This is a genomic window from Bradyrhizobium sp. SOJA106 (assembly GCF_059448745.1).
Genome location: NZ_CM182549.1, coordinates 4,341,885 through 4,359,601 on the forward strand (window position 1 = coordinate 4,341,885; position 17,717 = coordinate 4,359,601).

At 63.9% G+C, this 17,717-nt stretch carries 17 protein-coding genes and 1 pseudogene; 11 read left to right on the plus strand and 7 right to left on the minus strand.

All coding sequences use genetic code 11. From position 1 onward, the window contains the following. Nucleotides 1-361: 361 nt before the first annotated feature. From AC5V87_RS19895 to tyrS, 3 genes are all read right to left on the minus strand, one after another. Nucleotides 362-766 (minus strand): DoxX family protein, encoded by a 405-nt coding sequence (locus AC5V87_RS19895; RefSeq protein WP_456838649.1) that lies wholly within the window; start codon nucleotides 764-766, stop codon nucleotides 362-364. 219 nt (nucleotides 767-985) lie between these two features. Next, on the minus strand, nucleotides 986-2,257 hold the full coding sequence (locus AC5V87_RS19900) for an MFS transporter (protein ID WP_495367539.1): 1,272 nt from the start codon (nucleotides 2,255-2,257) through the stop codon (nucleotides 986-988). A 56-nt stretch (nucleotides 2,258-2,313) separates the two neighbouring features. Continuing rightward, nucleotides 2,314-3,567 (minus strand): tyrosine--tRNA ligase, encoded by a 1,254-nt coding sequence (gene tyrS, locus AC5V87_RS19905; protein WP_495367540.1) that lies wholly within the window; start codon nucleotides 3,565-3,567, stop codon nucleotides 2,314-2,316. A 160-nt stretch (nucleotides 3,568-3,727) separates the two neighbouring features. Between tyrS and AC5V87_RS19910 the strand changes: the two genes are divergently transcribed. The 3 genes from AC5V87_RS19910 (at nucleotide 3,728) to AC5V87_RS19920 (ending at nucleotide 5,944) form a co-directional block, all read left to right on the plus strand. Then, on the plus strand, nucleotides 3,728-4,831 hold the full coding sequence (locus tag AC5V87_RS19910) for an anhydro-N-acetylmuramic acid kinase (protein ID WP_495367541.1): 1,104 nt from the start codon (nucleotides 3,728-3,730) through the stop codon (nucleotides 4,829-4,831). Nucleotides 4,832-4,938: 107 nt separating this feature from the next. Continuing rightward, nucleotides 4,939-5,616: a glutathione S-transferase family protein gene (locus AC5V87_RS19915; RefSeq protein WP_456838645.1), complete on the plus strand. Its 678-nt coding sequence runs from the start codon at nucleotides 4,939-4,941 to the stop codon at nucleotides 5,614-5,616. A 4-nt stretch (nucleotides 5,617-5,620) separates the two neighbouring features. Further along, nucleotides 5,621-5,944, plus strand: a complete 324-nt coding sequence (locus AC5V87_RS19920; protein WP_456838644.1) for a DMT family transporter — start codon at nucleotides 5,621-5,623, stop codon at nucleotides 5,942-5,944. A 96-nt stretch (nucleotides 5,945-6,040) separates the two neighbouring features. On the opposite strand, the gene AC5V87_RS19925 is transcribed toward AC5V87_RS19920, so the two are convergent. Further along, on the minus strand, nucleotides 6,041-6,688 hold the full coding sequence (locus AC5V87_RS19925) for an alpha/beta hydrolase (protein WP_018641706.1): 648 nt from the start codon (nucleotides 6,686-6,688) through the stop codon (nucleotides 6,041-6,043). Nucleotides 6,689-7,031: 343 nt separating this feature from the next. On the opposite strand from AC5V87_RS19925, the gene AC5V87_RS19930 reads away from it, so the two are divergent. The 8 genes from AC5V87_RS19930 (at nucleotide 7,032) to AC5V87_RS19965 (ending at nucleotide 14,667) form a co-directional block, all read left to right on the plus strand. After that, nucleotides 7,032-8,171 carry a cysteine desulfurase family protein gene (locus AC5V87_RS19930; RefSeq protein ID WP_495367542.1) on the plus strand — a complete coding sequence of 380 codons (1,140 nt, stop codon included), beginning with the start codon at nucleotides 7,032-7,034 and terminating at the stop codon, nucleotides 8,169-8,171. Nucleotides 8,172-8,284: 113 nt separating this feature from the next. Beyond that, a complete protein-coding gene (sufB, locus tag AC5V87_RS19935; protein WP_495367543.1) occupies nucleotides 8,285-9,781 on the plus strand; it encodes a Fe-S cluster assembly protein SufB in 1,497 nt (498 codons plus the stop codon). 132 nt (nucleotides 9,782-9,913) lie between these two features. Further along, entirely contained in the window at nucleotides 9,914-10,666 is a 753-nt protein-coding gene (gene sufC / locus AC5V87_RS19940) for a Fe-S cluster assembly ATPase SufC (protein ID WP_456838641.1), read from the plus strand. An 11-nt stretch (nucleotides 10,667-10,677) separates the two neighbouring features. Further along, nucleotides 10,678-12,000 (plus strand): Fe-S cluster assembly protein SufD, encoded by a 1,323-nt coding sequence (gene sufD, locus AC5V87_RS19945; protein WP_495367544.1) that lies wholly within the window; start codon nucleotides 10,678-10,680, stop codon nucleotides 11,998-12,000. After that, nucleotides 11,997-13,244 carry a cysteine desulfurase gene (locus AC5V87_RS19950; protein ID WP_456838639.1) on the plus strand — a complete coding sequence of 416 codons (1,248 nt, stop codon included), beginning with the start codon at nucleotides 11,997-11,999 and terminating at the stop codon, nucleotides 13,242-13,244. The genes sufD and AC5V87_RS19950 overlap by 4 nt, the downstream gene beginning before the upstream one ends. Beyond that, the gene (locus AC5V87_RS19955; protein ID WP_456838638.1) at nucleotides 13,241-13,612 is read left to right on the plus strand and encodes an SUF system Fe-S cluster assembly protein; all 372 of its coding nucleotides are present in this window, start codon (nucleotides 13,241-13,243) and stop codon (nucleotides 13,610-13,612) included. The genes AC5V87_RS19950 and AC5V87_RS19955 overlap by 4 nt, the downstream gene beginning before the upstream one ends. A gap of 49 nt (nucleotides 13,613-13,661) precedes the next feature. After that, nucleotides 13,662-14,060: a HesB/IscA family protein gene (locus AC5V87_RS19960; protein ID WP_456838637.1), complete on the plus strand. Its 399-nt coding sequence runs from the start codon at nucleotides 13,662-13,664 to the stop codon at nucleotides 14,058-14,060. Between the two features lie 163 nt (nucleotides 14,061-14,223). Beyond that, nucleotides 14,224-14,667, plus strand: a complete 444-nt coding sequence (locus AC5V87_RS19965; RefSeq protein WP_456838636.1) for a TfoX/Sxy family protein — start codon at nucleotides 14,224-14,226, stop codon at nucleotides 14,665-14,667. A 29-nt stretch (nucleotides 14,668-14,696) separates the two neighbouring features. On the opposite strand, the pseudogene AC5V87_RS19970 reads toward AC5V87_RS19965, so the two are convergent. The 3 genes and pseudogenes from AC5V87_RS19970 to AC5V87_RS19980 form a co-directional block, all read right to left on the minus strand. Further along, nucleotides 14,697-14,861 (minus strand): annotated as a pseudogene (locus AC5V87_RS19970) (beta-hydroxydecanoyl-ACP dehydratase); the annotation flags it as partial. Nucleotides 14,862-14,940: 79 nt separating this feature from the next. After that, nucleotides 14,941-16,008 carry a GGDEF domain-containing protein gene (locus AC5V87_RS19975; protein WP_456838635.1) on the minus strand — a complete coding sequence of 356 codons (1,068 nt, stop codon included), beginning with the start codon at nucleotides 16,006-16,008 and terminating at the stop codon, nucleotides 14,941-14,943. A 161-nt stretch (nucleotides 16,009-16,169) separates the two neighbouring features. Next, nucleotides 16,170-17,645 (minus strand): DEAD/DEAH box helicase, encoded by a 1,476-nt coding sequence (locus AC5V87_RS19980; protein WP_456838634.1) that lies wholly within the window; start codon nucleotides 17,643-17,645, stop codon nucleotides 16,170-16,172. Nucleotides 17,646-17,717 lie beyond the last annotated feature (72 nt).

Here is a 17,717-nt window from a genome sequence, read left to right on the forward strand (position 1 = left end):
CAGGTCCCCGCCATCCACATAAAGTTCTTACCAATCATGAATGTAGGCATGCGACGGCGCCGCGCGACACGGCATCTGCAGCCCTCTGCGCAAGTGTGCAACCATGTGTCGCCGTGCACCCGTATCTTTTGCGTGCACGTCATTCCCCAACTTTGGTGCTGATTGGGTTTAGCCGGAGCGACAATGAATCAATTCGTTCATCGCCTCATCATGTCCGTGCTGCTGGTCGCGGCCCTCGTACTGATCTGGAACGTGCTGGGCTCGCGGTAGGCGGCACCGGCGAAGCTGCCGGTGCCGTCGTTTACTTGCGCCGCAACTGCGCGTGCATCAGCGCCGCGCGAATTTGTCGCCGATCGGGCCGTTATTTCTTGCCCATCGCCGCATCGGCGCTGACCGGACCGCCGCCGGCCGACGAGAGATAGAGGCAGGCGAAGCAGAACAGGATCGCCGCGGTGCCGCCATTGAGCAGTGGCAGGAACACCGGCGTCTCGCCCTTGAACATGTGACCAATGAAGTAAGCGAAGGCCATCTCACCCGAGAGGATGAAAGCGCTGAGGCGGGTGAACAGGCCGATCATCAGCAGCGCGCCGAGTACGAGTTCGAGCGTACCGGCTGCATAGATCAGCGGCGGGATGTTCGCGAAGTAGGGAAGCACCGGAAACTTGAACAGCTTGGCGACGCCGTACTGGAACAGCAGCAGCCCGGTGATGAAGCGAAACAGGCTCAAGAGAACCGGTTGAAAGCGAACGAGATAGGGAAAGTCCATTGGTTTGTGCCCTCCATCCAATGCGCGACTTGGACCGCATTCAGTTCCAGCCTGCAAGCCGCTCGAGCCCAATTTGCGCTGACATTTTTGTCATGTCGGACAAAACACCACAGGTCGTGCTTTCAGCCAGGCGCGGCCCGCATTTTTTGCGCTTATTCGTATCGCATCTGTCCGTAATTTTCCGGTGACGCGAATGCGCGCAGGTTACCCCTGTGAAACCTAGCGCCGCAAGGCGGGCACGATCAGGAACGGGATCATGCCGAGCACGACGCTCGCAAGTGCGAAAGCGAGCAGCGCATTGTAGCCGTGCGTCGCATCGTGGATCAGGCCGCCGCTCCAGGAGCCGAACGCCGAGCCGAGCCCGCTGCCGATCGAGATCGTACCGTAGATGGTGCCGACGCGCTTGCCCTGAAAGATCCGCATCGCGGTCGCGCTGATCAGCGGGCCGCGCGAGCCCATCATGCTGCCGAAGCAGATGACGAAGCCGCTCAGCAGCAGGATGTTCGGCGCATACTGCAACAGCCAGAGCAGCACGATGCCGAGGATCGAAATGGCGTAGCTCAGCAGCACCGACGGCCGGCGTCCGATCAGGCCATCGAGCGCGGACACGCCGAGCATTCCGAACACCAGCACGACGCCCGAAAATCCCCAGGCGGTCGCGGCCTGCAGCGGCGGGAAGCCGGCGTCGATCAGATAGGCCACGATTTGCGCGGCGATCGCATACATGCCGACGGCGGTGAAGAAGAAGGTCGAGAACAGCGCCCAGAAGGCGTGGTGACGCATGGCGCCGAGCAGCGTCCAGCCATTGTCGACAAAGTCCGGATCGGTCTTCTTCACCACATATGGCGAGCCCGCGGCGAACAGCCGCCACGGCAGCAGCAGGAGCGGCACCAGCAGGGCCAAGGCTGCGAATCCGAACAGCTGGTAGGTGTCGCGCCAGCCGATATGGTCGATCAGCAGTTGCGAGGCCGGCAGCAACGCCAGCACACCGCCGCCCATCGCCGAATACACTACCGACATCCCGGTCGGCAGGCGCGGCCCGAACCAGCGGCCGAGCAGGATCGAGTTCGGCACGATGCCGATGAAGGCGACGCCGATGCCGACGCAGAGGCCGATCGAGAGCTGGAACTGCCACAGATGCTGCGCGTGTGCCGCGATCAGGAACGCCGCGCCGAGCAGCAGCAGGCCGAGCGCATAGACGATGCGCGGTCCGGAATGGTCGAACAGGCGTCCGACGAAGGGAGCGGTAAGGCCGCTTGCGAGCCAGGTGAGGGAGTAGACCGACACGATCTGCGCGCGGTCCCAGCCGAAGCTTTCGGAGATCGGCTTCAGGAACACGGTAAAGCTGTCGCCGAGCCCGCGGCCGAGAACCGCGAGCGTGAAGCAGAGCGCAAGCACGGTGAGCGCGATGCGAACGGCGCCCTGCGGCGTCGCCGCGACGCTCTCCTTGCTCGTTTCCGCCGTCGTTTTCTTGGGCGTGTTCTGGTCCATTGCCTCTCAGGGAGCGCGCTTCGGCGCGCCCTGACAAGCATCAAAAGCTCATACGCCTATGCAGGTCTGATCAGGACGTGCTTCTTCTTGCCGAAGGACAGCTTGATCACGCCTTCCGGCGTCAGATTGCCGGCCGACAGCGCCATCTTCTCGTCGGCCACGGGCTCGTCGTTGACGCGCAGGCCGCCGCCCTTGATCTGGCGCCGCGCCTCGCCGTTGGAGGCGACTAGACCCGCCTTGACGAAGGCGTTGAGCACGCCGAGGCCAGCGTCCAATTCGCCGCGCGGAATTTCCACGGTCGGCAGGCTTTGCGCCAGCGCGCCTTCCTCGAAGGTGCGGCGCGCGGTTTCGGCGGCCTCGTTCGCGGCGTCGCGGCCGTGCAGCAGCGCCGTTGCTTCGGTCGCGAGCACCTTCTTGGCCTCGTTGATCTCGGAGCCGCCGAGCGCCTCGAGCTTCCTGATCTCAGCTATCGGCAACGTCGTGAACAGCTTCAGGAACTTGCCGACGTCCGCGTCCTCGGTGTTGCGCCAGTACTGCCAGAAATCATACGGCGAGAACTGGTCGGCGTTGAGCCACACCGCGCCTTGCGCGGTCTTGCCCATCTTGGCGCCCGAGGCGGTGGTCAAGAGCGGCGTCGTCAGCGCGAACAGCTGGTGGGTGCCCATACGGCGGCCGAGATCGACGCCCATGATGATGTTGCCCCACTGGTCCGAGCCGCCCATCTGGAGACGGCAGCCGGTGCGCTTGGCGAGCTCGACGAAATCGTAGGCCTGGCAGACCATGTAGTTGAATTCGATGAAGCTCATCTCCTGCTCGCGCTCGAGGCGCAGCCGCACGGAGTCCATGGTCAGCATGCGATTGACCGAGAAGTGCCGGCCGACATCGCGCAGCATCTCGATCCAGTTCAGCTTGGTCAGCCACTCCGCATTGTCGAGCATGATGGCGTCGCTGTTGCCGTCGCCATAGCGCAGCACCTTTGCGAACACGCCGCGGATCGATTCCTTGTTGGCCTCGATCTCGGCGACGGTGCGCATCGCGCGCGTCTCGTCCTTGCCGGAGGGATCGCCGACCATAGTGGTACCGCCGCCCATCAGCGTGATCGGCTTGTTGCCGGACTGCTGGAGCCAGTACAGCATCATCATGGTCAGGTAGTTGCCGATGTGCAGCGAGCGGGCGGTGCAATCGTAGCCGACATAGGTGGTCGCCTCGCCCTTGGCGGCGAGCGCATCCAGCCCCTCGAAATCGGAGCATTGGTGGATGAATCCACGCTCTTGCAGGGTGTTGAGGAAATCCGATTTAAATGCAGTCATCTGTCGGCGTGCCTGATCATTCTTATTTTACGATCATTGCGGCAAGTTGCGGAACCAGCGCCAGCCGGGCTGCCGCAAAAAATGCGCGCTGTGGCATTATAAGATGTACTTGTTTGATACAAGTCAGGCGTCGGGTAGGGGACGTCGAGGCCCGCTTGAGATGATGTTGACGGCACTCGGTTTGATGAGCGGCACCTCGCTGGACGGGGTGGATGTCGCGCTGATCGAGACCGATGGAAAACAGGTGAAGGCATTCGGACCGTCCGGCTACCGGCCCTATAACCCGGCGGAGCGCAATCTGCTGCGCCAGGCGCTCTCCGAGGCCGTGCACCTGCCGCGGCGCGATGCCCGCCCGGGCCTCCTGGCCGAGGCCGAGCGCGCGGTGACGCAGGCGCACGCCGAAGCGGTCGCCGCCTTCATCGCCCAGAACCGGATGCGGCCGGAGGACATCGACATCGTCGGCTTCCATGGCCAGACTGTGCTGCACCGTCCGGAGAAGCGGATGACGGTGCAGATCGGCGATGGCCCGGCGCTCGCCAGGGCGATCCATATCCCCGTGATGCATGATTTCCGCGCCGCCGACGTCGAGGCCGGCGGGCAGGGCGCGCCGTTCGTGCCGGTCTACCACCGCGCGCTCGCCAATTCGCTGGAGCGCGAAGGGCCGATCGTCGTGGTCAATATCGGCGGCGTCTCCAACATCACCTATATCGACGGCAACGACACGCTGATCGCCTGCGACACCGGGCCCGGCAATGCGCTGCTCGACGATTTCATGTACCGGACCATGAACCAGGCGTTCGATGCGGAGGGCAAGTTCGCCGCGCTCGGCAAGGTGGACGAAGCCTGGATCGCGCGGGCGCTGGAGCTGCCGTTCTTCGCAAGCCCCCCGCCGAAGTCGCTCGATCGCAACGATTTCGCCGCGCTCAAGCTCGGCGAGGTCGCGCCGGCCGACGGCGCGGCGACGCTGACCGCTTTCACCGCTGCGGCGATCGCCCGCGTCATTCCACTCTTGCCGCGGCGTCCGCGGAGCTGGATCGTCTGCGGCGGCGGCGCCCGCAACCTCACCATGCTCCGTATGCTGCGCGAGCGGGTGGGCTCGGCCACCGTCGAGGCCGCCGAGACGCTGGGCTGGGCCTCCGACGCCATCGAGGCGCAGGCCTTCGGCTTCCTCGCCGCCCGCGGCCTGAAGGGCCTGCCGCTGTCCTATCCGGCCACCACGGGCGTGCCGATGCCGATGACGGGCGGGGTGATCGCGCGGCCGTGAGGCTGCCCGAGGTCACAGCCGGTTAATGCATATGCATCGATCTTGACGGATATATGCAAATGCATCTATCTTGGATGCAGTTGCATCTAACCACCAGGATCGCTGCCATGACATCATCGCTCAAGCTCATCAGCCACAAGCTTTGCCCCTATGTGCAACGCGCCGTGATCGCGCTGAAGGAGAAAGGCGTTCCATTCGAGCGGATCGATATTGATCTCGCTGACAAGCCGGACTGGTTTCTGAAACTCTCGCCGCTGGGCAAGGTGCCGGTGCTGGTGGTGACGACGGATCAGGGCGAGGTGGCCTTGTTCGAGAGCAACGTGATCTGCGAGTACATCGAGGAGACGCAAGCCGGCGCCAAGCTGCATCCGGCCGATGCCTTGAAGCGTGCCGAGCATCGCGCCTGGATGGAATTCGGCTCGGCGATCTTAGGCGATCTCTGGGGCTTGGAGACCACGACGGATCCGGCGACCTTCGAAAGCAAGCGTCAGGCGCTTGTCGCGAAGTTCGCGCGGGTGGAGGCCGCGCTCGGCGTCGGGCCTTATTTCGCCGGCGAGGCGTTCAGCCTGGTCGATGCGGTGTTCGCGCCGGTCTTCCGCTATTTCGATCTGTTCGACGAGCTGGCTGAGCATGGCATCTTCAAGGATGTGCCGAAGGTCCGCGCCTGGCGCGTCGAGCTCGCGAAGCGGCCGAGCGTCCGCGCCGCGGTCGGAGCGGATTATCCGGAATTGCTCCGCGCCTTCCTCGTCCGGCACGATGCGCATCTGCTCAAGCTCGCGGCTTGAGCCGATGTCGTCATCCGTCGCTTGGCTCATGCTGGTGATCGCCGGCGCGCTCGATGTGGCCTGGGCGATCTCGATGAAGTACGCGGAAGGCTATACGCGCGTCGGCTGGAGCATCGCCTCGCTGGTGCTGCTCGCAGCCTTCGTGTTCCTGCTCGGGCGCGCCCTGAAGGTGCTCGAAGTCGGCGTCGCCTATTCGGTGTGGACCGGCATTGGAGCTGCCGGCACATTCCTGATGGGCCTCGTGCTGTTCGGCGAGACCTTGAGCGCGATGAAGCTCCTGGGCATCGTGCTCGTCTTGATGGGGATCGCGGCGCTGAAGCTCGCCTAAAGCGCGATGAGATCAGGATGAATCGTCATCGCGCTTTAGGTTATTGTTTGAGCATGATCTCTTCGAAAAACCGCTGCGCACTTTCCGGATCATGCTCTAGCGCACGTTGGCGAGACGCATGTCCAAGTACGCCGTGATCGTCTCCATCAGCGGCTCGAGCTTGGCGTCGAAGAAGTGGTTGGCGCCGGGGATGATCTGCTGGTCGATCACGATGCCCTTCTGCGTCTTCAGCTTCTCGACCAGCGTGTTGACGTCCTTCGGCGGCACCACCGCGTCCTTCTCGCCATGCACGATCAGGCCGGACGAGGGGCAGGGCGCGAGGAAGGAGAAGTCATAGAGATTGGCCGGCGGCGCGATCGAGATGAAGCCTTCGACCTCAGGGCGGCGCATCAACAGCTGCATGCCGATCCAGGCGCCGAACGAGAAGCCGGCGACCCAGCAGGCACGCGCTTCGGGATTGATGGTCTGCGCCCAGTCGAGCGCCGCTGCGGCATCGGACAGTTCACCGGTGCCGTGATCGAACGAGCCCTGGCTGCGACCGACGCCGCGGAAATTGAAGCGCAGCACCGAGAAGCCGCGATGCGCGAAGGCGTAGTAGCACTGGTACACGATCTGATGGTTCATCGTGCCGTGAAACTGCGGATGCGGATGCAGGATCATCGCGATCGGCGCGTTCTTCTGCTTGGCCGGATGATAGCGGCCTTCGAGACGGCCCGCGGGGCCGGCAAAAATGACTTCAGGCATCGATGATCTCTTGATTGATGTGCTGGAGCGAGGTTCCTCGGCAATCAACCGATTGTGGCCTCATCGACTTTGATGTCGACGAAAGCGCGAATGAAGGATGACAAGGCGTGCGCCTGGCGGTGATGGCGCGCGGTGACTTGACGGGCGCGTTCTAACATAGGCTGCGGGGCAAAAAGCAAGCATCTTGAACATCACTCAATGGCCTCAAGACGTTAGCGTGTCATGGCGGCGTTATCGCCGGGCGCGGTTTCGGAATCATGGTTGCCAACGGCGCGGCGGCGGCCCATGTCGGACGGCGAGGCCCGCCGACCGGGCTGCGCAATCCAAGGTAACATGATACTCAATGCCGCGCCGCGTTTATCTCGACTGGAATGCGACCACGCCGCTCCGCGCTGAAGCGCGGAACGCGATGCTCGCTGCCTGGGACCTGGTCGGCAATCCGTCGTCGGTGCATGCCGAGGGGCGCGAGGCGCGACGGCTGGTCGAGGAGGCACGTAACACGCTCGCGGCGGCCACCGGCGCGCTGCCACGGAACGTCGTCTTCACGTCCGCTGGAACCGAAGCCAATGTGCTCGCACTTTCGCCCGGCCTGCGGGGCCCGTCCGGCGGCCCTGTCGAACGGCTGCTGGTGTCTTCTATCGAACATGCCTCGGTGCTGGCAGGCGGCCGGTTTCCGGCCGACAGGATCGATCAGATCCGGGTGACGCGCTCGGGCGTGATCGACCTCGATCACCTGAAGGCACTGCTCGGCGAGGGCCCAGCGGCGCTGGTCTCGATCATGGCGGCCAATAACGAGACCGGCGCGCTCCAGCCGGTCAGCGAAGCCGCGCGGATCGTCCACGAAGCCGGCGGGCTCGTGCACGTCGACGCGATCCAGGCGCTCGGCAAAATTGCTTTCAATATTAACGCGGTAGGCGCGGACCTTGCGACCTTTTCTGCGCACAAGATCGGCGGCCCCAAGGGCGTCGGCGCATTGGTCGTCGCCGAGGGAATCGCCGGGCTGGAGCCAGTGCTGCGGGGCGGCGGGCAGGAGTTGAACCGCCGCGCGGGAACCGAGAATGTCGCAGGCATCACCGGCTTCGGTGCGGCGGTGAAGGCAGCGCTTCAGACTCTTCCGCAAGATGTGGAGCGGGTGACAACCCTCAGGAATCGCTTGGAAAGCGGACTTCGCGGTATCGCCGGAGGCACCATCTTTGCGGACGACGTGGAGCGGTTGCCGAACACGGTTCTTTTCACCGCGCCCCGCCTGAAGGCCGAGACCGCCGTGATCGGCTTCGACCTCGAAGGAATCGCTGTGTCCTCCGGCTCGGCCTGCTCCTCTGGCAAGGTCCAGCCATCCCACGTGCTGTCGGCGATGGGGTATGATGCCACCGTCGCCCAGGGAGCGGTGCGTCTCAGTCTGGGCTGGTCCACCGAACCAGATGACATCAATAGGGCGTTAGAGGCTTGGCGAAAGCTGGGTAATACCCTACTTAAGGGCTAAGCGACGAAACACGGCTTGAACGGTTCTAAGCACGTGCTTTCGGCCAGAAAACATCGTAGTACTCGTCCGAGTTTGATCCACCGCGGTCCTTGAAACCGCGAGCGGAGGATGGAATGCCAGCCGTACAAGAGACGGTCGAGCGCGTGAAGCGCATCGACGTCGACCAGTATCGTTATGGGTTTGAGACCCTGATCGACTCCGAGAAGGCCCCCAAGGGGCTATCGGAAGAGATCGTAAACTTCATCTCGCAGAAAAAGAATGAGCCCGCCTGGATGCTCCAGTGGCGGCTGGAAGCCTATCGGCGCTGGCTGACCATGACCGAGCCGACCTGGGCGCGCGTCGACTATCCCAAGATCGACTTCCAGGACATCTACTATTACGCGGCGCCGAAGCCGAAGAAGACGGTCTCATCGCTCGACGAGATCGATCCGGAGATCCTGAAGACCTACGAGAAGCTCGGTATTCCCTTGCGGGAAGTCGCCATGCTCGAAGGGGTCGAGCCCAAGGTGGGCGAGGAAGATCCCGCCCGTCGCAAGATCGCAGTCGATGCTGTGTTCGATTCGGTGTCGGTTGCGACCACCTTCAAGGCGGAGCTGAAGAAGGCCGGCGTGATCTTCATGCCGATCTCGGAGGCGATCCGCGAGCATCCCGAGCTGGTGCAGAAATATCTGGGGTCGGTGGTGCCGACCTCCGACAATTTCTACGCGACGCTGAACTCGGCAGTGTTCTCCGACGGCTCGTTCGTCTACGTGCCGCCGGGTGTGCGTTGCCCGATGGAGCTGTCGACCTATTTCCGCATCAACGAGCGCAACACCGGCCAGTTCGAGCGCACGCTGATCATCGCCGACAAGGGCTCCTACGTCTCCTATCTCGAAGGCTGTACCGCGCCGCAGCGCGACGAGAACCAGCTGCACGCGGCCGTGGTCGAGCTCGTTGCGCTCGACGACGCCGAAATCAAATATTCGACGGTGCAGAACTGGTATCCGGGCAATTCGGAAGGCAAGGGCGGCATCTACAACTTCGTCACCAAGCGTGGCGACTGCCGCGGCAACAACTCCAAGATCTCCTGGACTCAGGTCGAGACCGGTTCGGCGATCACCTGGAAATATCCGAGCTGCATCCTGCGTGGTGACGATTCCCGCGGCGAGTTCTACTCGATCGCGATCTCGAACGGCTTTCAGCAGGTCGATTCGGGCACCAAGATGATCCATCTCGGCAAGAACACGTCGAGCCGGATCATCTCCAAAGGCATCGCCGCCGGCAAATCGCAGAACACGTATCGCGGTCTCGTCACCGCGCACCGTAAAGCGACCGGCGCGCGCAACTTCACCGCCTGCGATTCGCTGTTGATCGGCGACAAATGCGGCGCGCACACCGTGCCGTATATCGAGGCCAAGAACTCCTCGGCGACGTTCGAGCACGAGGCGACGACCTCGAAGATCTCCGAGGACGTGCTGTTCTACTGCACCCAGCGCGGGCTTTCGCAGGAAGAAGCCGTCGGACTCGTCGTCAACGGCTTCGTCAAGGATGTGCTGCAGCAACTGCCGATGGAATTCGCGGTGGAAGCGCAGAAGCTGATCTCGATCTCGCTTGAAGGATCGGTCGGCTAGCTCGGACCTCATCCTGAGGAGGCCGCGAAAGCGGCCGTCTCGAAGGGTGGATACCGGAAAGATTGGTGGCCTCAATCCTTCGAGACGCGCCTTGGGCGCTCCTCAGGATGAGGGGATAGATGGAAAAACATTATGGCTTTGCTTGAAGTGAAAGACCTCAAGGTTCGTGTCGAGGAGCGTGAGATCCTTCACGGGCTGACGCTGACCGTGAACGAGGGCGAGGTGCACGCGATCATGGGGCCGAACGGCTCCGGCAAGTCGACGCTCTCGCACGTCATCGCCGGCAAGCCCGGTTACGAGGTCACCGATGGCCAGATCCTGTTCAAGGGCGAGGACCTCCTCGAGATGGACCCGGATGAGCGCGCCGCCAAGGGCGTGTTCCTGGCGTTCCAGTATCCGGTCGAGATTCCCGGCGTCACCACGATGAACTTCCTCCGGACCGCGCTGAATGCGCAGCGCAAGGCGCGCGGCGAGAGCGAGCTGATGGTGCCGGACTTCCTGAAGAAGGTGCGCGAGGTCTCGAAGTCGCTCAACATTCCGCAGGACATGCTCAAGCGCGGCGTCAATGTCGGCTTCTCCGGCGGCGAGAAGAAGCGCAACGAGGTGCTGCAGATGGCGCTGTTCGAGCCGAGCCTGTGCATCCTCGACGAGATGGATTCCGGCCTCGACATCGACGCGCTGCGCATCGCGGCCGACGGGGTCAACGCGCTGCGCTCGCCGGGGCGCGCGATGGTCGTCATCACCCACTATCAGCGGCTGCTGAACTACATCGTGCCCGATTTCGTGCACGTGATGTCGAAGGGTCGCGTCGTGAAGAGCGGCGGCAAGGATCTGGCGCTGGAGCTGGAAGCCTCCGGCTACGCCCAGTTCGAGGATGCCGCGTAAGGAATTTTGCGATGAACGTTGCTGTGGCAAAGACCGGGAGCGGCCGCGCGGTGAGCAATCTCTTCGCCAGCGCCGAAGGCCGGCTGCCGGGTTCACCGTCCGTGATCGCTGCACGCCGCGAGGCGTTCGAGACCTATGAGCGTCTCGGTCTGCCGCATCGCCGGATCGAGGAATGGAAATACACTGACCTGCGCGCGCTGGTTGGCGAGATGCTGCCGCTGGCGGCCAGCCCCGATGCGGCGACGCTCAAGCGCGCCGCGGACGCGGTGAAGGCGCATGCGTTTGAAGGCGCCCGCAAGCTGGTGCTGGTCGATGGCGTGTTCGCGGCCGACCTCTCCGACGTCAAGGCGCTCGCGTCCGAAGTGAGCCTCAAAACGCTGCGCGAGATGCTGGCGAACGAGACGAATCCTGCCGCCGGCGATCTCCTCCAGACCGCCGCGACCGATGCCGTGATCTCGCTCAATGCGGCCATGGCGACGGATGGCGTGGTCGTCTCGGTGGCCGACGGAACGCAATTGTCCGCGCCTATCCAGGTCATTCACGTCGCGAGCGCGGCTGGCGCATCCGCGTTCACCCGTTCGCATCTGCGGATCGGCAAGGGCGCGCGCGCCACGATCATCGAGAGCTTCGTCGCGGCCGGGAAGGCGAGCGGCTACCAGGTCAACGATGCGGTGATCCTCTGGATCGGCGACAATGCCGACGTTGCCCACATCCGCCTGATGGACGATGCGCCTGATGCGGTGAACATCACCTCGCAGTTCGTCACCGTCGGCACCAACACCAAGCTGAACTTCTTCAACATGACCAGCGGCGCGGCCGTCAGCCGGCTGCAAGGTTTGATCACGCTGGCCGGAGAGGGCAGCGAGCTCTCGGTCAACGGCGTGAATCTTCTCAAGAAGACCGAGCATGGCGACACCACGCTGGTGGTCGATCATGCCGTGCCGAACTGTGTCAGCCGCGAGACCTTCCGCGCCGTGATCGACGACCGCGCCCACTCGGTGTTCCAGGGCCGCATCATCGTCCGTCCCGACGCGCAGAAGACCGACGGCAAGATGATGACCCGGGCGCTCTTGCTCTCGGACGAGGCTGAGGCCGACAACAAGCCGGAGCTCGAGATCTTTGCCGACGACGTCTCCTGCGGCCACGGCGCCACCGCCGGCGCCCTCGACGAGAGCCTGCTGTTCTATCTGAAGGCGCGCGGCCTGCCGGAAAAGCAGGCGCAAGCGCTCCTGATCCAGGCTTTCGTCGGCGAAGCGATCGAGCAGATCGCCGATGACGGCTTGCGCGAGCACGTGATCGGCATCGCCGAGCGCTGGCTGGAGCGGCGGTCATGAGCACGCATCCGGCGGTCAAGAACGGCGCCTATGACGTCGCCCGCGTGCGCGAGGATTTTCCGGCGCTCGCCATGCAGGTCTATGGCAAGAAGCTGGTCTATCTCGACAACGCCGCCTCGGCGCAGAAGCCGAAGTCCGTGCTCGACCGCATGACGCAGGCCTATACCAGCGAATACGCCAACGTGCATCGCGGCCTGCATTACCTCGCCAACGCTGCGACCGAAGCTTATGAGGGCGGCCGCGCCAAGGTGGCACAGTTCATCAACGCGCCCCGTACGGAAGAAGTGATCTTCACCCGCAACGCGACGGAAGCGATCAATCTGGTCGCGTCGTCTTGGGGCGGGCCGAACATCAAGGACGGCGACGAGATCGTCCTCTCGATCATGGAGCACCACTCCAACATCGTGCCGTGGCACTTCCTCAGGGAACGCCAGGGGGCGGTGATCAAATGGGCGCCGGTCGACGACGAGGGGAATTTCCTCATCGAAGAGTTCGAGAAGCTCTTGAGCCCGAAGACCAAGCTGGTCGCGATCACGCAGATGTCGAATGCGCTCGGCACCATCGTGCCGGTCAAGGAGGTCGTCAGAATCGCCCACGCGCGCGGCATCCCCGTGCTGGTCGACGGCAGCCAGGGCGCGGTGCATCTGCCTGTTGACGTCCAGGATCTCGGCTGCGATTTCTACGTCTTCACCGGCCACAAGGTGTACGGGCCGACCGGCATCGGCGTGCTCTGGGCCAAGTATGACCATCTCGTCGCCATGCGCCCCTATAACGGCGGCGGCGAGATGATCCGCGAGGTCTCGCGCGATGTCGTCACCTATGGCGATCCGCCGCACAAGTTCGAGGCGGGCACGCCCGCGATCGTCGAGGCCGTCGGTCTTGGCGCGGCCATCGACTACGTCAATTCCATCGGCAAGGAGCGCATCGCCACGCATGAGCACGATCTCACCAATTATGCCCAGGAGCGGCTGCGCGAGATCAACTCGCTGCGGCTGATCGGCACGGCCCGCGGCAAGGGGCCAGTGATCTCGTTCGAGCTCAAAGGTGCGCATGCCCATGACGTCGCCACGGTGATCGACCGCCAGGGGATCGCAGTCCGCGCCGGCACCCATTGCGTGATGCCGCTTTTAGAGCGGTTCAACGTGACGGCCACCTGCCGGGCGTCGTTCGGCATGTATAATACGCGGGAAGAAGTCGACCATCTGGCACAGGCGCTGCTCAAGGCGCGGGATTTGTTCGCATGAGTGACACGGCAGAAATCAAGGCCAATCCGATGGAGACCCTCTCGGCGCTGCCGCCGGAGGAGACCGAGCGTCTGACCCGTGAGATCATCGCCGGCCTCAAGACGGTGTTCGATCCGGAAATCCCGGCCGACATCTACGAGCTTGGCCTGATCTACAAGGTCGAGATCAAGGACGACCGCTCGGTCGACGTGCTGATGACCTTGACGACGCCGAACTGTCCCGCCGCGGGCGAGCTGCCGACCATGGTCGAGAATGCGGTCGCCAGTGTCCCCGGCGTCGGCGTGGTCGACGTCAAGGTCGTCTGGGAACCCGCATGGTCACCGGAACGTATGAGCGACGAGGCCCGCCTCGTGCTCAACATGTGGTGACGGTCTCGGCCCGCATTGAATTCGTTCCGCAACGGACCACATAAATAACATGACCCAGGCGACAACAGCTTCGACACCAAAGCCCCGGCGGCCCCGCCCGCAGGTGATGCGGCTGACCGATGCCGCTGCCCAGCGCATCACCGAGCTGACCCAGCGCGCCGATTCCGAGATCGTGGGCTTGCGCGTCGGCGTGAAGAACGGCGGCTGCGCCGGCCAGTCCTACACGGTCGAATACGCGCACGAGATCCGTCCGACCGACGAGGTCGTGGAGGACAAGGGCGTCAAGATCCTGGTCGACCCCAAGGCCGTGCTATTCCTGCTCGGCACCGAGATGGACTACAAGGCCGACAAGATGCAGGCCCAGTTCGTCTTCAACAATCCCAATCAGGTCTCCGCCTGCGGCTGCGGCGAGTCGGTCGAGTTGCGTCCCGCGAAGATCGACGGGTAAGCTCCACACACGGCTCTCGTGTCCCGGACGCGGTGCAGCGCGCTTGCGCTGCTGCGCAGAGCCGGGACCCACGCTATACTTTTAGCTATAGAGCGACTGGGCCCCGGCTCGGCAGCGCATCGTTGTACGCTGCGCTGCGTCCGGGGCACGAGAGAGCGTGCGCATGGACCGCGAATTCCTGATGGACCTGTTCGCCGATTTCGGCCCCGTCACCATCCGAAAGATGTTTTCCGGCTACGGCATCTCCGCCGACGGCACCAATTTCGCGCTGTCCTTGCGCGCCGGCCTGTTCTTCCGCGCCGACGAGGTGACCATTCCGGAGTTTGAGGCCGAGGGGTCAAAGCCGTTCCAGTACTCGACCCGCGCCAAGACCGTGACGGTCAACTCCTACTGGGAGCTGCCGGCACGGCTGTTCGACGATTCCGCGGAGCTAGCGCAATGGGCGCGAGCGGCGCTTGCCGCGGCCCAGCGCGCCAAGGTGAAGAAGCGGCCGAAGGGGAAGAAGACGGCGGTGAAGAGGGCGGAGCCAAGAAAGGCTGTTGCGAAGAAACAGCCGGCCAAGAAAGCGGTTCGTAGGATGGGCAAAGCGAAGCGTGCCCACCTGTAGGGGTGGGAACGGGGCTATACGGCTTTGCCGCCGCCGTCCAGGCCGATCTCGGTGATGCGGTCCATCATCAGCATCGGCGGCGCCGGCAGTTGCGCGTTGCCCGGGCCGAAATAGCCGCCTTCGCTCGATCTCAGCAGCTCGCCCTTGGTGTAGGACGGCTGTGGCGTGTGAAAGTCATGCGGGTTGTTGGGCACAACGACGAATCCTCGATGCTCAGGCCGCGAGGAAGATGTCGTCCGCCAGAATGGAAGGTCAAGCGCGGCAACCAGCCGCTCAGGCCACGCGGCTGTGGCTCTCGACGGCGAATTCCGGATCGGCTTCGCAGATCACGCGATTGCGGCCGTTACGCTTGGCGGCGTAGAGGCAGGCATCCGCGCGCTCGATCAGCGCGTCGGTGTCGTCGCCTTCCTTGAGCATGGAGACGCCGACGGAGATGGTGACGCGGCCGAGGATCTCGCCGGTGGACTTCTTCTTCAATTCCTTCGCCATCACCGCGCGGCGGATATGATCTGCGACGGTGAGGGCCTGGCGCAGCGCCGTGTTGGGCAGCACGACCGCGAATTCCTCGCCACCATAGCGCGCCGTGATGTCCTGGCCCTTGATGGTCTGCTTCAGCGACAGGCCGACGAGCCGCAACACCTGGTCTCCGGTGAGATGGCCGTAGGAATCGTTGAACGACTTGAAATGGTCGATGTCGAACAGCAGCAGCGACAGCGGCTCGCCGCTCGCCAGCGCGCTCTGCACGGCCATGCCGATCATGCGGTCGAAATATTTGCGGTTGCCGAGGCCCGTGAGCGGGTCGGTCAGGCTCTCGGCGCGGATCGCCTCCAGACTCTGCTGGAGGTTGCTGATCTCGTTCTTCGACAGCGTCAGCCGATCTTCCAGCGCCTTGTTGGTCTCGCGCATCTCGCCGGTCGAGCGCAGCAGCGTTTCGACGATCGCCTTGATCTGGTCGCGGTTCTTGGCCGAAGCCAGCTTCCCGGTCGCGGCCGACAGGCTGGCGTCGTAGGAGCCGGTCATTCCGAGCGCCTCGCCAAGGACCTTCATCACGCCGTCGATCTCGCCGATGACGCGCGCGCCGACCTTGTCGATGCGGTCGGTGGTCTTGATGTGGGAGAGATAGGTCTCGTAGATCTGCTCGAGATCGGCTTCGGTCAGCTTGCCGTTGCGCGCCAGCGTCTCGTTGATGATCTTGTTGAGCGGCGCGTTGTAGCCGGTGGCGTACACGTACCAGATCTCGTAATTGCGGGGGATTGCCGTCTGCCGAAGCGATCGGATCTGACCGAGCGCTACCTCGGCGAACGCCATCGTGCGTTCGTGTTCGTCGAGCACCTTGACCACGGAACATTCCCCACGGCGATCGGTACGCGGCCGATCGCTGCAATCCTTAAATTATGTTCGTAGGCTAACGGACGATCGTGAACGACCCGTAAATATACGTTCTCGAATGCGTCTGAAAAAGTGTATGGACGTCTGTTTCAACCAAACTGAAGCATCGCGCTTCAAGCGCCCGCGGGCGAGCGAACCGGCCGCAACAGGAATGCGGGAAGATGCGAGTGATCGCCCGGCTCGGTGTCGACATCGCGCTGGCGGCGCGGCTCGGGCCGGCCAATCGACGGCACATGCGAGGTCGGGGCCTGTTGGCGCGAGCCGCGGCGCTGCTCGGGCGCATGTCTCGGCTCGGATGTGGTTTTGGGTTCGGGTGAAGGCCGTGCTTCGCCACGTGTCTCGCGCGGCTCCTGGCTGCGCTCGCGGTCGCGGCCCCGCTGCTTGCCGCGTCCGCCGCGTGAACGCTCACGACCGCGCTGCTCGCGCGGACGCTCGGTCGCATCCGTGGCTTCAGCGTGGACTTCGTAGTCGCCTTCGGCGCGCGGAATGCTCTGGCCGATCAGCTTCTCGATCGCCGCCATCGACTTCTGGTCGAGCGGCGTCACGATCGAGATCGCGGTGCCGGTGCGGCCGGCGCGCCCGGTGCGGCCGATGCGGTGGACATAGTCGTCGGCGTGATGGGGGACGTCGAAATTGAAGACGTGGCTGACCTCGGGGATGTCGAGGCCGCGCGCGGCGACGTCCGAGGCGACGAGCAGGGGCAGCTCGCCCTTGCGGAATTGGTCGAGCGCGGCCATGCGGGCCGGCTGGTCCATGTCGCCGTGCAGCGCGCCGACACTGAAGCCGTGCTTTTGAAGCGACTTGTGAACGATCGCGACCTCGCGCTTGCGGTTGCAGAAGATGATCGCGTTCTTGAGGTTCTTGGCCTCGCGCAGCAGGCGGCGAAGCAGCTCGCGCTTCTCATGCGCCTCGCGTCCGGCGGGCACCTGGGCCTGCGTCACGGTCACGGCGGTGGTGGCGGGTCGGGAGACTTCGACCTTCTGCGGATTGTGCAGGAAGGTTTCGGTGATGCGCCGGATCTCCGGCGGCATGGTCGCGGTGAAGAACAGGGTCTGCCGCGTGAAGGGGACGAGCTTGCAGATGCGCTCGATGTCGGGAATGAAGCCCATGTCCAGCATGCGGTCGGCTTCGTCAATGACCAACAACTCGACGCCGGTGAGCAAGAGGCCGCCTCGCTCCGTGTGGTCGAGCAGGCGGCCCGGGGTGGCGATCAGCACGTCGACGCCGCGCATCAGCTTGGCGTCCTGGTCGCCGAACGAGACGCCTCCGATCAGCAGCGCGACGTTGAGTTTCTGGCCGGCGCCGTAACGGTCGAAGTTTTCCTTCACCTGGGCCGCGAGCTCGCGGGTCGGCTCTAGGATCAGCGTGCGCGGCATGCGCGCCCGGGCACGACCCTTTTCGAGGATGGTGAGCATCGGCAGCACGAAAGCCGCGGTCTTGCCGGTGCCGGTCTGGGCGATGCCGAGCACGTCCTTGCGTGCGAGGACGTGGGGGATCGCCTGTTCCTGAATGGGGGTGGGGGTGGTGTAACCGGTGGCCGCCACTGCGGCGAGGACTTTTTCGGACAGTCCGAGATTTGAAAAGGACATTGAGCCTCTGGTCGAAACCGCCGTTCGGAATCGAGGGTAATAAGGCTGTCGCGTTCCACCCCGAAACGGCGC